Annotated in this window: 11 protein-coding genes; 5 read left to right on the plus strand and 6 right to left on the minus strand. The window is 38.6% G+C overall.

Annotated elements, in window-relative coordinates:
* The first annotated feature begins 17 nt into the window (after positions 1-17).
* The 3 genes from WSC_RS22685 to WSC_RS0112270 all read left to right on the plus strand — a co-directional run bounded on the left by WSC_RS22685 (position 18) and on the right by WSC_RS0112270 (position 2,688).
* A complete protein-coding gene (locus WSC_RS22685; RefSeq protein ID WP_016956231.1) occupies positions 18-884 on the plus strand; it encodes a FadR/GntR family transcriptional regulator in 867 nt (288 codons plus the stop codon).
* A gap of 94 nt (positions 885-978) precedes the next feature.
* Complete coding sequence (locus tag WSC_RS0112265; RefSeq protein ID WP_016956232.1) at positions 979-1,746, plus strand: glucose 1-dehydrogenase; 768 nt, start codon at positions 979-981, stop codon at positions 1,744-1,746.
* A gap of 309 nt (positions 1,747-2,055) precedes the next feature.
* Positions 2,056-2,688 carry an RpiB/LacA/LacB family sugar-phosphate isomerase gene (locus WSC_RS0112270; protein WP_016956233.1) on the plus strand — a complete coding sequence of 211 codons (633 nt, stop codon included), beginning with the start codon at positions 2,056-2,058 and terminating at the stop codon, positions 2,686-2,688.
* 99 nt (positions 2,689-2,787) lie between these two features.
* Here the strand turns inward: WSC_RS0112270 and WSC_RS0112275 are convergent, their stop codons facing one another.
* From WSC_RS0112275 to WSC_RS0112290, 4 genes are all read right to left on the minus strand, one after another.
* The gene (locus WSC_RS0112275; RefSeq protein WP_016956234.1) at positions 2,788-5,322 is read right to left on the minus strand and encodes a chemotaxis protein CheB; all 2,535 of its coding nucleotides are present in this window, start codon (positions 5,320-5,322) and stop codon (positions 2,788-2,790) included.
* Positions 5,306-7,327, minus strand: a complete 2,022-nt coding sequence (locus WSC_RS0112280; protein ID WP_016956235.1) for an EAL domain-containing protein — start codon at positions 7,325-7,327, stop codon at positions 5,306-5,308. Before WSC_RS0112280 ends, WSC_RS0112275 begins: the two co-directional genes overlap by 17 nt.
* 121 nt (positions 7,328-7,448) lie before the next feature.
* Complete coding sequence (gene sthA / locus WSC_RS0112285; RefSeq protein WP_016956236.1) at positions 7,449-8,882, minus strand: Si-specific NAD(P)(+) transhydrogenase; 1,434 nt, start codon at positions 8,880-8,882, stop codon at positions 7,449-7,451.
* Between the two features lie 183 nt (positions 8,883-9,065).
* Positions 9,066-10,187 carry a fatty acid desaturase gene (locus WSC_RS0112290; RefSeq protein WP_016956237.1) on the minus strand — a complete coding sequence of 374 codons (1,122 nt, stop codon included), beginning with the start codon at positions 10,185-10,187 and terminating at the stop codon, positions 9,066-9,068.
* A 456-nt stretch (positions 10,188-10,643) separates the two neighbouring features.
* On the opposite strand from WSC_RS0112290, the gene fabR reads away from it, so the two are divergent.
* Positions 10,644-11,261: an HTH-type transcriptional repressor FabR gene (gene fabR, locus WSC_RS0112300; protein ID WP_016956239.1), complete on the plus strand. Its 618-nt coding sequence runs from the start codon at positions 10,644-10,646 to the stop codon at positions 11,259-11,261.
* On the opposite strand, the gene trmA is transcribed toward fabR, so the two are convergent.
* Positions 11,251-12,348: a tRNA (uridine(54)-C5)-methyltransferase TrmA gene (gene trmA, locus WSC_RS0112305; RefSeq protein ID WP_016956240.1), complete on the minus strand. Its 1,098-nt coding sequence runs from the start codon at positions 12,346-12,348 to the stop codon at positions 11,251-11,253. The genes fabR and trmA overlap by 11 nt on opposite strands.
* A gap of 160 nt (positions 12,349-12,508) precedes the next feature.
* Here trmA and WSC_RS0112310 point away from each other — a divergent pair, with 160 nt between their 5' ends.
* Positions 12,509-13,774 carry a DUF5610 domain-containing protein gene (locus WSC_RS0112310; RefSeq protein WP_016956241.1) on the plus strand — a complete coding sequence of 422 codons (1,266 nt, stop codon included), beginning with the start codon at positions 12,509-12,511 and terminating at the stop codon, positions 13,772-13,774.
* A 32-nt stretch (positions 13,775-13,806) separates the two neighbouring features.
* On the opposite strand, the gene WSC_RS0112315 is transcribed toward WSC_RS0112310, so the two are convergent.
* Positions 13,807-14,265, minus strand: coding sequence for an RNA recognition motif domain-containing protein (locus WSC_RS0112315; protein ID WP_016956242.1), 459 nt, complete (start codon positions 14,263-14,265; stop codon positions 13,807-13,809).
* Positions 14,266-14,615: the final 350 nt, after the last annotated feature.

Below are 14,615 nucleotides of genomic sequence, written 5' to 3' on the forward strand. Positions count from 1 at the left end.
GATTTAGCATCTCTTGTATGACAACATATAGCCTTGAGTCTGTAAATTCGGGTCTTACAGATTTAATAAAATGGGTTCTATACGATATATTTGTGCCGAATGCACTCTGTTGTAAAATACCTAGTTATCATATAGAAAAATATAGTGTGAGAGATAAATTGGATAGCTTGGTTTTTGAGAAAATTCGACGCTCAAGTAATTTAACCACTGAGCTTGCAGATATGCTCCGTCAGCAAATAAAACATGGTAAATATGCTATTGGCAGTAAGTTACCCTCGTCTAAGTATATAGAAGAGCAGGCAGGGGTAAGCCGCAGTGTGGTACGTGAAGCTGTTGCACAACTAAAAGCAGAAGGCATTTTACTTAGTAAACAAGGTGTTGGTGTATTTGTCGCAGAAAAGTCTGCCAGTTCAGGTTTTGCGATTGAAGCTGAAGAGTTTGAATCTGTTCATGAAGCTATACTCATTCTAGAATTGCGTATGGCGGTAGAAGTAGAAATGTGCAGTATGGCTGCGGTTAGGCGCACTGAAGAGCAATTAAGCCGTATTCAAACTTGTTACGACAAGATAGACGAAGCTATTGCCCAGGGGCGGGATGGCATAGTGGAAGATTTTAATTTTCACAAGGCAATTGCAGAAGCGTCAGGTAATCGTTATTTTGTTCGATTTATTGATTATATTGGTGCTGGTGTTATCCCAGCACGGGAAATTATTACCCAGCGAAGTCAGCAACAATCGGCAGATTATTTGGCTGTGATTCAAAAAGAGCATGAGCAAATATTAAGAGCCATCTTGTTAAAAGACAAAGATTACGCAAAAGCTGCGAGTAAAGCGCATTTAGAAAACAGTATTTTGCGTCATCAACAATTAATTGGCGCTGCTTAGTTAAAATATTTTTAGCTTATGTAGCAAAATATGAGCCTTCGGGCTTTTATTTTTAGTTTAACTTGTAATATAACCTGATATCTGGTGGTGGATTATGCAGCAACAAACATTATTTTCAGTCGCGGATAAAGTTGTACTTGTAACGGGTGCTAGCCGTGGTATCGGTCAGGCTTTAGCTGTGGGTTTCGCAGAAGCGGGGGCTAAAGTAATTTGTGCTTCTTCTCGCCAAGGTGGTTGTGCACAAACAATTGAAATTATTCAAAACAAAGGTGGCTCAGCGGTTGAAGTGTTTGCTGATTTATCTGACAGTGCAGCAGTTGAAGCTATGGCAAACAATGCATTAGCTGTTTATGGCCAAGTTGACGTATTAGTGAACAATGGTGGCACCATAGCTCGTTACCCTGCAGCAGAATTTCCGTTGGCTGAATTCCAAAAAGTAATTGATGTAAATTTAAACTCAGCCTTTTTATTAAGCCAAATTGTTGGCCGTAATATGTTAAGTCGCGGCGAAGGTAAAATTATTAATATTGCGTCTATGCTGTCGTATACAGGTGGTATCACAGTACCTGCTTATACTGCGAGTAAACATGCAATTGCCGGTTTAACTAAAGCATTAGCTAACGAATGGGCGATTAATAATATTCAAGTAAATGCAATTGCGCCTGGTTATTTCGCGACAGATAACACCCAAGCGTTACGTGATAATCCAGAGCGGAACAGTGAAATTAAAAAGCGTATTCCATCTGGTGAATGGGGTCAGCCTCAACAATTGGTTGGTGCTGCAGTTTTCTTAGCTAGCCAAGCAAGTGACTATGTAAACGGCCATGTTCTAGCCGTAGATGGTGGCTGGTTGGCTCGATAGCAGTTTTGTGTGTGTAGGAAAGCCTAGATAGCATGTCGTAGCTGGCTTATTACATGGATGTTTTTTTTGATAAATGAAGCTGTAAAGTTGTATTATTTCTTCGATGCGCGATAAATTGTAGTTTTTAACCTTAGCCTCAGCATCAAAGTATGCTTTTGGGTAGGTAAAGCATTTGCTTTACCTTTTTTTCTTTAAATTCTTAAATTAATTAATGGCTAAACTACGATGGAAGCAACAAATCCAAACAATGTTGAACAGATTTTAACTATGGTGAAATAAACTTATATCACCAAACTTGAGGAACTTATTATGAAAATTGCATTGATGAACGAGTTTAGCCAAGCGGCAAAAAACCCTGTTGTATTAGGGCAACTAAACTCAGTTGCAACAGATTTGGGCCATGAAGTTTTTAACGTAGGTATGGACGGCGACAACGACCACAGATTAACTTACATACATTTAGGGATTATCGCTGGTTTATTGATTAACTCTAAATCGGTTGATTTTATCGTGGCTGGCTGTGGTACGGGCCAAGGCGCTTTGATGTCGTTAAATGCACATCCAGGTGTTACTTGTGGTTATTGTATCGACCCATCTGATGCGTATTTATTTGCACAAATTAACAATGGCAACGCTTTGTCTTTACCATTCGCTAAAGGTTTTGGTTGGGGCGCAGAGTTAAATATTCGCTATATCTTCGAAAAAGCATTTACAGGTGTGAAAGGTCAAGGTTATCCACCAGAGCGCAAAGCTTCACAAGTTGAAAATGCAGGTATTTTGAATGATGTTAAAGCCGCTATGTCGAAAGACTTTTTAGCTGGCTTAAAATTGCTTGATCCAGAATTGATCAAACAAGCTGTTGGTGGTCCACGTTTCCAAGAATGTTTCTTTGCTAACTGCCAAGAGCCTGAAATTGCTGAATTTGTTAAGTCGTTTGTTTAATAAACCTTAACACTGAGCAATTAAAACAAGCTTACGATTATTTAAAAAGGGCTATTTCAGCCCTTTTTAATTATCTAAAATATGTGGTTTGTATGCTGGTTAGTTTTCTACTTTGCCTATCTGTTCGCGAATCGACACCATGACTCCATTGTTGTAACTTTCCAACTGATAAGGTGTGACAGAAACTTCAACACGTCGTTCTGGGCCTATAGTGAAGGTTTTAGTTTGAGGTTTACCACGCGAATTAACCTCAGAAATCACTTGGTTTAAATTGGGAAAACTATATTTGAAAGTTAAATCAAATATTTTTCTATCAACGTCAAACTCAATTACGTTTAAGTAATCACGTACAGCATCTGTATAACGGCGAATTTTCAAATCTTTATCCAAGAAGAGTACTGCGAGTTTAGTTGCTTTAAGTAAGTTTTCTAAGTCATTGTTAATGTTGGTTAGTTCAACAATTTTTTGCTGATATTCACTGTTAACCGTATAAAGCTCTTCATTGACCGACTGTAGCTCTTCATTGGTTGATTGTAATTCTTCATTCGCTGCCATCAGTTCTTCATTACTGGATTGCAGTTCTTCACGCGTGGTGTCGAGATCTTCTAGCGTTTCTCGATAGAGTTTCTGACATTCAATCAATGAATGGTCCAGCTCGGCAATGCGATTTTTAACCTGTTGGTCTAGGTTGTATTCACTTTGGGCGGCTCGAGCAACAAACACGTCATCTGCTAAAAACGATAAGGCTAAGTATTGATTATCTTCGTTGTCTTTGTCGCTAAAGGTAAAGCATTTTATTGACCATGACTGCAGCGTATCACTATCCATTTCCATAGGTTCTTTAAACGCATTTTCAAATAATACACTTGTATGATCGCGCAACACTTGATGGGAGGCAGAAATACATTGGCTGACTATATCTGGACGGAGAATACCTGAAATATCGTTAGTGACATGTCCAGGTTGAATTTTTTTGGTAAAAGCTGAAGTATCACCATAACTATATACTAAAGCTAATTTTTTATTAAAAATGAGTGTGGGTGGGGCAAACTGATCTAGCATAGCATCAAAACCGATTTTAAAAGATTTTGATGGTTCAATATGTTTAACGCTTCTCGACAAGTATTGTGGTAGTGATTTAGGGTGATAAGTTTTGCTTTTTAATCCATTACTGCTCATCGCACGGATTGGAATACGAATATCTTTATTCTTTTTATAGACTCTAAATTTTGCTTCAAATGAATCAAAATAATTGCTGAAATTGCCGGTGGTTTCTGCACTGCCTAACAGTAAATAACCACCAAATTTTAACGCAAAATGGAAAAATGCCATGGCTTTCTGTTGCGCTGGGTTTTGTAAATAAATCAGTGCATTACGGCAACTGACTAAGTCCATATTAGAAAAAGGTGGATCTTGAATTAAATTGTGTGTTGCAAATACCACTAAACCTCTGAGTTCTTTACTGACTTGATAATTACCATCGGCAGTTTGAATAAAGTTGTTGGAAAATAGGTTAGCCGGTATTTCTGAAGCAATTGACGGTGGATAGATGCCGTTGGCTGCATAACCTACTGCGGTTTGGTCAATGTCTGAAGCAAACACTTTAATTGAACGCTCTACGTGTAATTCTTTAGCGGCAGCCCGAAATAACATAGCTATGGTATAAGCTTCTTCGCCTGTAGAGCAGCCCGCACACCAAACACGAATAGGGTCGTCTGGGGCTCTATTGAGAACCATAGGTTTAATGATTTTTTCGTATAAGTATTCCCAGACTTCTTGATCACGAAAAAACTGGGTAACACCAATTAATAAATCTTGTTTTATCAGTTCAATTTCTTTTTTATGCGTGGTCAAATAATCGTAATATTCAGGCAAAGACTTTATATTATTGATGCTCATTCTATGCTCAATACGTCGAGCAACTGTTGACTCTTTATATGCCTTAAAATCTAAATCCGTTTTTTCATGGACGAGATTTAAAATGTTATTGAGTATTTCTTCATTTTCAGACAAATGATATTTAAAAGCCTTATCCCGGTTGACCACGAGCGGATGATTAATAAAGTTTTTAATCTGTTCAGGCATATCTTGGGTGTTTAAAATAAAATCGACCGCACCTGTGTTAATCGCATTCAATGGCATGCCATCAAATTTTGCTTCATCAGGATTTTGTGCAATCACCAGTGCACCAACTTCTTTTAGGGCTTGTGCGCCACGACTGCCATCTGAGCCTGTGCCTGATAATAAAATACCAATAGCGTGGTTTTGCTGATCTTCAGCTAAAGAGCGGAAAAATTCATTAATAGGTAAACTTATTCTATTGTCTGGTGGTAATTCAGATAAATAAATTTTGCCTTCTACCACACGCATTAGTTTGCCCGGTGGCATTAAATAGACAGAATTTGCTTGTACTTCTTCACCTTCTTCGGCTTGATGAGTAGGCATACCTGTATGTTTAGCAAGCAATTCGGCCATCATACTCTTAAAGTCGGAGGATAAATGTTGGACTATGACGTACGCAACATCCATATCGTTCGGCATTTTTGCAAAAAGCGCTTGTAAAGCTTCTAGTCCTCCTGCGGATGCACCCACTCCAACAATGTGACTAGGTTTACGTTTATTTTGCGCTTTCATTATGTTTTCCTATAAATTTTATGGTTTGTTCTATTGGCATAGGTTTGGCGTATAGATAGCCTTGATATAGCTGTATGCCGCATTCGTTACAAATTTGGGCATCTTCAGTGGTTTCTATCCCTTCTACCAATAGTTGTAAATTGAGGGCGTTACCTAATTGCACTGAAGCTAATAAAGCTGATTTTTTTTGTTGTAAAGTTAAGCTGTTAGATAAAAAGACTCTATCTATTTTTAATTGATTAAACCCGAGTTTGAGTAATCTTTCAATCGAACTATAGCCTGTACCAAAATCGTCTAAAGCAATTTTAACACCTTGCAGTTTTAAGGTATTTAAATTGTCAAAAACAATATGTTCAATATGTGAGTAGGTTTCACGTTCGGTCAGCTCGATTGTGATCAATGATGGTGACAATTTATATTTAGTCAGTATCGCCAAAAAGCGTTGGCTAAAGTTACCATCATTTAATAGTTGGAGCTCTACATTGATATTGAGCGATAGTTGGCCCTGCAGTTTAGATAACACTTTGATAAAGCTACAGATATTATTATCTATTATTCGCAGCAGTATTTCTTGCGAATATTTATGTTCTTTAATGTGAGCAAATGTATCTGCAACATTACTTAAGATTGGCGAATCGAAGCGACTTAATGCTTCCACCGCGACAATTTGTTGAGTTGCACTCCAAATTGGTTGGAAATAAGTTTGAGAGCTATTTTGTTGATATAATTGCTCAATTGCAGACCTAATGTTGAGTATGCTTTCTAATTCACCAGAAAGCTCCCGGCTGTAGGTGACTATTTCATGTCCTTTGTGCGCTTTTGCTTTGTACATGGCTGAATCAGAGGCGTTTAGCCAGTATTCAACCATGGCATGTGGATCGTCAGTGATAAAGCTATCAATAATTTCACGTCCCATGGTCAGGCCAATACTCAAGTAAATATTGAGCTGCTGCTGTTGAATTTTGGCTGGTTTTTTTAAATTGCTGGCGATTGTTTGGGTTCGCTCCAACGCAATCTGTTCATTGGCTACATTTTTTAACACAACGATAAACTCGTCTCCGCCAATTCGAGCGACTAAGTCACTATCGCGTGTGGTGTGTAATAGTCGTTTCGCCACCACAATAAGCAATTCATCACCTATATGATGGCCAAGTGTATCATTGATATATTTAAACTTGTCTAAATCAATAAACAGTAGGGCGCAGTTAGATTGTTCTGCAGGGGTGCTACAAATCGTTTCTAACTCAGTAATCAGCGAAGAGCGATTGAGCAGTTGGGTTAATGAATCGTGTGTTGCTAGATGTTTAAGGTAATTACTTTCGCCATACTCTTTGGTGATGTCTTGCAGCATGACATGGTATCCCAACAAGTTACCAACTAGGTCAATTTGCTCATGCATCGCGATAGATAATACCCGTTTTTTTCCAAGTGGAGAGACAACTTCTGCTATAACGCGTAATCCTGTAGGCGTGTTGTAAGTACTTGAGAAGAAAGAAAAGATTTTCTCCCTTGAGTCGCTATCTAGCGCATTTATCCAGTTTCGACCGTACAACTCGTCGCTGCTTAAACCAAACAATTCATAACAGTGGGTATTACAAAACTTCAAATGCAGTAAATGATCTGCTTTCATTACCCCTATGGGAAAAGCATTATACAACTCACTAAGTACGTTGTTTTCCGGAATACCAAGCAAGATCAAGAACATGGCTTCTTGGTGATACACTTCATTTAAGGTTACTTGGTAGCCGTTGATTATAGTCGCTTTATGTTGGCTAAGTTCCTCACCGAAGATTTTATGCACGGCGTTAAAATTCAGAATTTCGCGGATGCTAGGCGTTAATTCGTTTGGTAGCCTACTACTGCTTAAAACGGCTGATCCTTGCTCATCAAACAGCACATAAAACCCTCCTTGGCCTTCGATATAATTAATTAGAAAGCTAGTTAGTTCTTCTCTTACCCCGAAATTAGTTGAACTGAATTCAGGCGGTAATATTTGATTCGTCATAATTCCATCTAGCGCTGTTGATCTGTCATTCCTTATTCTAGTCTAGCCTACAACAAGCTTATGCACTATTTTTCGAAATTTTCAGGGTGTGGAAAGCAGTACAGTGTACTGCTTTCCTTCCTTAAAAAAGTCGGTTTAAGCCATTTAATGCTGCTACTCGATAAGCTTCTGCCATAGTTGGGTAGTTAAATGTGGTATTGACGAAATAATCTACTGTATTAGCCCCACCTTGCTGCTGCATAATTGCTTGGCCGATATGAATAATCTCAGATGCTGATACCCCAAAACAGTGTATGCCTAAAATTTCACGTGTATCTGGGTGGAAAAGTATTTTTAATCCACCTGTGGTGGCATTGGCGATTTGTGCACGGGCTAAATGTTTAAACTGAGCCTTGCCTACTTCATAAGGAATTTTCGCGGCAGTAAGTTCTTGTTCTGTTTTACCAACTGAGCTAATTTCTGGAATGGTATAAATACCGGTTGGAATATCCGCAATGAGTTTAGATTGAATACCTGACTTAGTAATAAAGTTTGCCGCTATTCGCCCTTGGTCATAAGCAGCACTGGCTAAACTTGGGTAACCGATAACATCACCAACCGCGTAAATATTGTCTATTTCCGTTTGATAATTCTCATTGACCTTAACTTGACCACGTCCATCGGCTTTGAGGTTTACAGCAGGTAAATTTAGTGTGTCAGTGTTACCTGTGCGACCATTGGCAAATAATAAACAATCGGCTTTAAAGCGTTTGCCTGACTGAGTTTTTAAAATAACACCATCTTCCGTGGCGCTAATTGAGTCGTATTCTTCGCCATTGCGAATTACAGTGCCATTATTACGCAGATGATAGCTAATAGCGTCGGAAACTTCGTTGTCTAAAAAGGCTAGAAGGCGATCACGGGTATTAATTAAATCTACCTTTACCCCTAAGCCTCTAAATATACTGGCGTATTCTGAGCCAATTACCCCTGCACCATAAATAATGATGCTGCGTGGGTCGTGATTCAGCGACAATATGGTATCGCTGTCGTATACACGCGGGTGGTTAAAATCAACATCCGCTGGACGATAAGGACGGGAACCTGTTGCGATTACAATGGTTTTTGCTTTTATCTCTTGGGTCGAACCGTCTTGATGAGTAATACAAACCGTATTTTTGTCGACAAATGACGCTTCACCCGTGATTAAAGAAACTCGATTTCTATCGTAAAAACTTGCACGTAAACGAATTTGCTGACGGATAACACCTTCCGCATGTTTGAGTATTTGTGGGAAAGTAAAGTGTTTATCTCGACCACTCTGACTGAAAAGTGGATTGGTATTAAAATGCATTAATTGTGAAACAGATTGACGGAGCGCTTTTGATGGGATTGTTCCCCAATGTGTGCAACCACCACCAACGGAAGAATGGCGCTCTATCACAGCAACTGATTGACCTGATTTGGCTAACCCCATAGCTGCACCTTCGCCACCCGGGCCCGTGCCAATTACTATTGCATCAAAGTCAAAGTCATAAGATATTTCAGAAGTATTTTGTGTCTGTTGTTTAGCCATGGTGTACTTTGTCCTAAAGATTTATGCTTGTATTTTAGTTCAAAGTTATGACATTTCCGCTTATAAGTACAGATTAAACAAAGTGTTTTGATTATTTTACTCGGTAATACTCAGAGATAAACGCGGGTGGGGAAGGTGAAAACCAGCAAAATGTTTCGCTGGTTTTCGTGTAACGCTATAGGACTATGCTGATTGAGGAATAGATAAATCGAAAAACTTGTTTTTGTGTTCTTCAAATTTAGCTTTTAACTCTTGAACTTGGGCGTATAGATCTGTCTTTTTGTAGTCTTTCGCCATCTTTTTGCGTTTTATTTCTAATAAACGTTTACGCGCAGCATAAAAGTCGTTCATCTTTTGCTGCAATATCTCGTACTCGTGTTCAAGTTTTTTTACCAGCGGGTGGTTATGTGGCAAATGCAATAAACGCTCTTTGAGGGTTTCGAAGTGATTTTCCGCCAACGCTTTTTCAATTCTCTCTTCCGGTGTGGTACGCAATTTACTGGTTAAACCAACATAACTGGCAGCTTTGATAAACCACTTGGTCGGATCAAAATGCCACCAACGAATACCATTTCTATAATCATATTCAAAAGTGTGATGGAAATTATGATAGCCCTCACCATAAGTTAATAGTGCCAATAAGGCGTTGTCTTTAGCTGTATGTTGGTTACTGTATGGTTGTGAGCCCCAAATATGCGCAAGCGAGTTAATAAAGAAGGTAAAGTGGTGGCTTAATACTAAACGCAACACGCCTGCCCATAACAGCATGCTTAAAATATTACCATTTAACCAACCAAGTAAAACCGGTATGCCGAAGTTAGTTACGATAGCAAGTGGCAGATAATATTTGTGTTGCCACATTACAATTTTATCTTTTTGTAAATCTTTAGTGTTATTGTAGTTCTTGTATTCTGGGCCTTGATATTCGCGGATCATCCAGCCAATGTGTGAATGCCAAAATCCACGTTTAGCTGAGTAAGGATCTTTATCATTATTGTCTACGAATCTATGATGGTTTCTGTGATCAGAGCACCAATGCAAGATGCTGTTTTGCAGTGCAAACGCCCCACCGACTGCGTAAACAAAACGAACAAATGCGTGTGCTTGGTAAGTTTTATGCGACCATAATCTGTGGTAACCCGCGGTAATCGACATACCACAATAACCCAAACATAAAACAGTTGCGATAATTTGTGTGCTGTCTAAACCATTAAAATAGATATCAAGTGGAATACCGACTAATGCGATCAATCCGGTAATTAAGAAGATGAGTAGGTTTACCCATACTATTGGTGCTTTATTCATTATTGAGCCTTGTTCAATTACTACGGTCGGTAGCTAGAATATATACCCAAGCTACTTGAAGATGCATGTTTCAGAGCTATCACAGCGTTTTTAGTACAAGGCATGTTGATGAAGGAATGTAGGCACCTTTCAAATTAACATAACGCAGTAATAGAAACGCTGTGAAGCTCCCGAAGGGTAAGGCTAAAAAGCATTTATACTGCGTTATTGATTTTGAAAAGGGATAACCGTTATCTTCAATCAATGCCTTGTCTAAATGCTTTTTATCTCTTGCTGAAATCTCGTATCTTCAAGTAGCTTGGGTATATTAGCGTACACGTGTTAGCTCAATTTTAGTGTATGCGCCGCAAGGATCAAGTTGTTTGTCGCTATGATATTTAGTTTTGCTGTTTAATTGTTGAATCATTTATACTTTTGCCCGAGTAAATTTTCCAAAAAATCAAATGTGGGGTTAGCATGGGTGTTAGGGCTGTACAAAAAGAAAAAACCCGCAGGGCTATTATTCAAGCAGCATTTGAACAACTTTCTGCACAAAAAAACTATACTCAGTTAAGCCTGCGTGAAGTTGCACGTCAAGCTGGCATTGCGCCTACCTCATTTTATCGGCATTTTAAAGATTTGGATGAGCTGGGTTTAACTTTGGTTGATGAGGCTGGCGTATTGTTGCGCCAATTAATGCGTCAAGCACGCAAACGCATAGCCTCGGAAGGTTCGGTCATTGCGACTTCGGTACTGACATTTATCGAATTTTTGGAAACTAATGAAGGTGCTTTTCGAATTTTACTGCAAGCCAACAGTGGCACATCGGAAGAATTTAGAGCGGCGATATCGCGAGAGGTCGATCACTTTATCGCTGAATTAGCTGATTACATTAGCAAATCACAAACTTGTCACTTGGAGTTTGCGCTCACTCAAGCGGACGCCATGGTAAAATTGGTCTTTCATGCCGGCGCGGAAGTTATTGATATGTCATTTAGCCAACGTAGAGCCGTAGCTGAGCGATTGGTTGCTCAGCTGAGGTTGATTGTGAACGGTGCTAGAGTCGAACTAGATAATAGAAAAACTAACGCTTAACTAACCAGACGCCAGTTTCAATATGGTGTGTATATGGAAATTGGTCAAAAAAGCTAATGTCTTTAACTTGATGCGTTTTGCATATGTGTTTGAGGTTTTTTGCTAATGTCTCAGGGTTACACGAAATATATAAAATGTTGTCAAATTTGCTAACCAGTTGCTCTGTGTCTTCATCTAAGCCAGCTCTTGGTGGGTCAACTAAAATAGTCGAAAATTGGTATTCGGCTAAATTAATCTCTTTTAACGATTTAACTGACTTACCTTCAAAGTAGGCAGCTGCAAAATCTTCGGCTGATGATTGGCCGATAACCACATTATCTATGCCATTTAACTCTATGTTGAATTGTGCTGCTTTTACTGAACTGCGCGAAATTTCGGTTGCTAACACTCGGTCAAATGCGTGTGCGAGTCCAAGGCTAAAATTGCCATTACCACAATAAAGTTCGAGCAAATCACCCGTTAAGTTTTGGCTGATGTTGGCTGCCCAATCAAGCATTTTTTGATTAATGTAGCCATTAGGTTGAGTAAAACTATTTTCGATTTGTTTATAACTAAGCTGCTTGTTGTTTACTTCAAAGTTTTCGACGACATAATCTTGGTCAATCAATAGCTTGGTTTTACGAGCACGACCAATTAACTCAATTTTGGCTATAGAATTTAATTGTTGTTTTAACGCTTTTGCGTGTCCTATCCACTCTTCATCTATTGGTTTATGGTATATCAAGCTGACAAGCGCTTCGCCACTCAGCGTGGTTAAAAAGTCAACTTGGAATAATTTAAAACGCAATATTGGATTGGCTAAAAAGGCATCACGAACAGCTTGCATTAGCTGATTGACTAACTCACTTCCAGGTAAATAGTAGTCAACTCGATATTTTTCTTTGGTTTCAGGATCGAACATAATGTAGTAACTATCTTCATCTTGATGCCAAACCCTAAATTCAGCGCGTAATCGATAGTTTTGTGGAATTGACTCAATAACAGACGCATTTGGCAATTCTAATCCCGAGAAGTACTTTAATGTGCTCTCTACTTTGTTAGTGAGCATTTGATTGTATTGGCTAGGATCGATTTGATTAACTCGCATATTGAAATTCACACTGACAAAAAGGATTAGTTTACTGGAAAACAAATCATTTTCAGTAACTGAACTAACTATTTTTCAAAAAGCAGGTATTTTGGCTAAAATATATTCATTATGTGCCGATATAGCATATAAGAATAGCTTTAATTGAAGTGGTGGCGGTATGGAGATATCAAACATTACAACCCGTACAGATAAAACTGTACCAGCTAGTAGCGATAAATCGACTACTGCAAAAGCTGATGTATATGATGCAGCGACAAACGAGCAAACCAAACAAGCGCAGCAGGCTAACAGCAAAACGGTTTTAGATCAGGCGCATATAAGTCAGCAATCAACCAGCAAGTTGGGTTTATCTATTTTGCAGCAAAACTTTAGTCAGCAGCTTGAAGTTTGGCAAAAGTTATCGGCTGAAAAAGTCGATATTAACCAAACTTCGTTTGAGGAAATCAAAGCGCGTAATGAAAAGTTGTTTGATTTTGAAGCTGTCGCTAAAAACGTCTTAAAGTTTGTTGATGGTGTGATTACTTCTGCGCAAGAATCAGGTGCAGAAACTGAACAACTCAACGATATGCTAACTCAGGCTCGCAAAGGTGTAGCAAAAGGGGTTGCAGACGCTAAAAAAATATTAGGTGTATCAGAAGAACAAGATGATGATTTAGCCAATGGCATTAAAAAAGCTCATGGTTTGATCAACAATGGCTTGGATGATATCTACAAACGTATAAATGGTCTAACCCAACCTCAGTCTATTTTTGAGGCCGGATTACAATCTCAAACTACGGAATCGCAATCTACTAAATTAGAATTAACGACCAAAGACGGCGACAAAGTTTTAATTGATTTTGCGCGCTTGAATGAGCAAGTCAATATTTTACAAACAAAGCAAGCTGAGTCGGAGCAAGGCAGTGAGTCCAGTCTGTTTAGGTTGTCGAGTCAATATTCGCAAGAAAGTATGCACTTCTCAGTAGAAGGTGAATTGGATGAAGACGAATTAGCTGCGATCGCAGATTTGGTCAAAAATGTCAGTAGTGTAGCCGATGAATTTTATAATGGTGATGTTGAAGCTGCGTACGAACAAGCCTTAAAACTAGGATTTGACCAATCAGAAATTAGTAATTTTGCATTAGATCTGAATAAAAGAGTGAGTCAGTCGACAGTTGCGTACCAGTCATATAGCGAAAATGGTCAAGCTCAACTACCGAATAGTGTTAAAGAGCCAATCATGGCTTATGTCGAAAAACTTAAAGATATGGTTGCTCAGGGGGCTAATCAATTACAAGACGAACAAGAAGTGGCTCATTTAGTCAGCCAGGTGTTTAGTAATCAATTCCAGCTAACAGGCAATGAGTTATTAGAAGCGGTAAACAGGTTCAACCACTTTAATCAACAACTGCTTAATGGCAGTGATAAAGAGAAAGGCGAATAAACCTGTATTTATCAACAAAGGAAGGATAATAGTTAAGCGTTATTATCTTCCTGTTGTGTTTTGTCTTTTGCTTCACGTACTTTTAATGTGCGTTGTTGAAACTCTTGGTCATTTAAAGCATTGATAGCAGCTTCGGCTGCCGATTCATTAATCTCAACGAAACCAAAACCTTTACGTTTACCAGTGTTACGATCACGCATTAAACGAACTGACCTCACATCACCATGTTGAGAAAATAGTTCACGTACAGACGCTTCATTTGCTCGATACGGCAGATTGCCAACATAAAGCGTTTTTGATGCTTCGCTGTTTACTTGAACATCAGCTGCAGCGGATGGCGATAAGAAAATAACAAGTGCACCACCAACAATTAAACCAACAGCAAGCGCAACATTTACTTCAATATTAATAGATAGAGCGGGAACGACAAAAAAACTAACAAGTGCAAGCACAACTAAAACCAATGCCTGCTTAATTACAACATTTGACATAAAGACCTCAAAAAATTTCAAAATTAAAGATTATTATCATTAGAAATAAGGCGCATAAAAAATATGCACGCTATAAATTAACCTGTTTAACATCACTTTTGTACTGAAAAAATGGAAAAAGGTTAAAAAAAAGTCAATAACTAGCGTTAATTTGTACTGGTTAGTATGAATTATGAGCGAACGAAACTTTATTTAAAAAAACTTATGAAAAAGCGTTGACGCCCATTCTTTTCTCCCTATAATGCGCCACCACAACGCAGCGACGCGGTGAAGTTCAACTCCTCCAAATCCTGCAAGCTTGAATCAAAAACTTGTTTTTAAAACTTTCTCGAAAAGCTTAAAAATAAAGG

The sequence above is a fragment of the Catenovulum agarivorans YM01 genome (assembly GCF_000281085.1).
In the GTDB taxonomy this organism is placed as follows: domain Bacteria; phylum Pseudomonadota; class Gammaproteobacteria; order Enterobacterales; family Alteromonadaceae; genus Catenovulum; species Catenovulum agarivorans.

Bases quoted from the DNA above. Each gene is read 5' to 3' on its own strand.
- WSC_RS0112280 (WP_016956235.1), bottom strand. From the start codon at position 7,327: ATGACGAATCAAATATTACCGCCTGAATTCAGTTCAACTAATTTCGGG.
- trmA (WP_016956240.1), bottom strand. From the start codon at position 12,348: ATGCGAGTTAATCAAATCGATCCTAGCCAATACAATCAAATGCTCACT.
- WSC_RS0112270 (WP_016956233.1), top strand. From the start codon at position 2,056: ATGAAAATTGCATTGATGAACGAGTTTAGCCAAGCGGCAAAAAACCCT.
- sthA (WP_016956236.1), bottom strand. From the start codon at position 8,882: ATGGCTAAACAACAGACACAAAATACTTCTGAAATATCTTATGACTTT.
- fabR (WP_016956239.1), top strand. From the start codon at position 10,644: ATGGGTGTTAGGGCTGTACAAAAAGAAAAAACCCGCAGGGCTATTATT.
- WSC_RS0112265 (WP_016956232.1), top strand. From the start codon at position 979: ATGCAGCAACAAACATTATTTTCAGTCGCGGATAAAGTTGTACTTGTA.
- WSC_RS22685 (WP_016956231.1), top strand. From the start codon at position 18: ATGACAACATATAGCCTTGAGTCTGTAAATTCGGGTCTTACAGATTTA.
- WSC_RS0112275 (WP_016956234.1), bottom strand. From the start codon at position 5,322: ATGAAAGCGCAAAATAAACGTAAACCTAGTCACATTGTTGGAGTGGGT.
- WSC_RS0112290 (WP_016956237.1), bottom strand. From the start codon at position 10,187: ATGAATAAAGCACCAATAGTATGGGTAAACCTACTCATCTTCTTAATT.
- WSC_RS0112315 (WP_016956242.1), bottom strand. From the start codon at position 14,265: ATGTCAAATGTTGTAATTAAGCAGGCATTGGTTTTAGTTGTGCTTGCA.
- WSC_RS0112310 (WP_016956241.1), top strand. From the start codon at position 12,509: ATGGAGATATCAAACATTACAACCCGTACAGATAAAACTGTACCAGCT.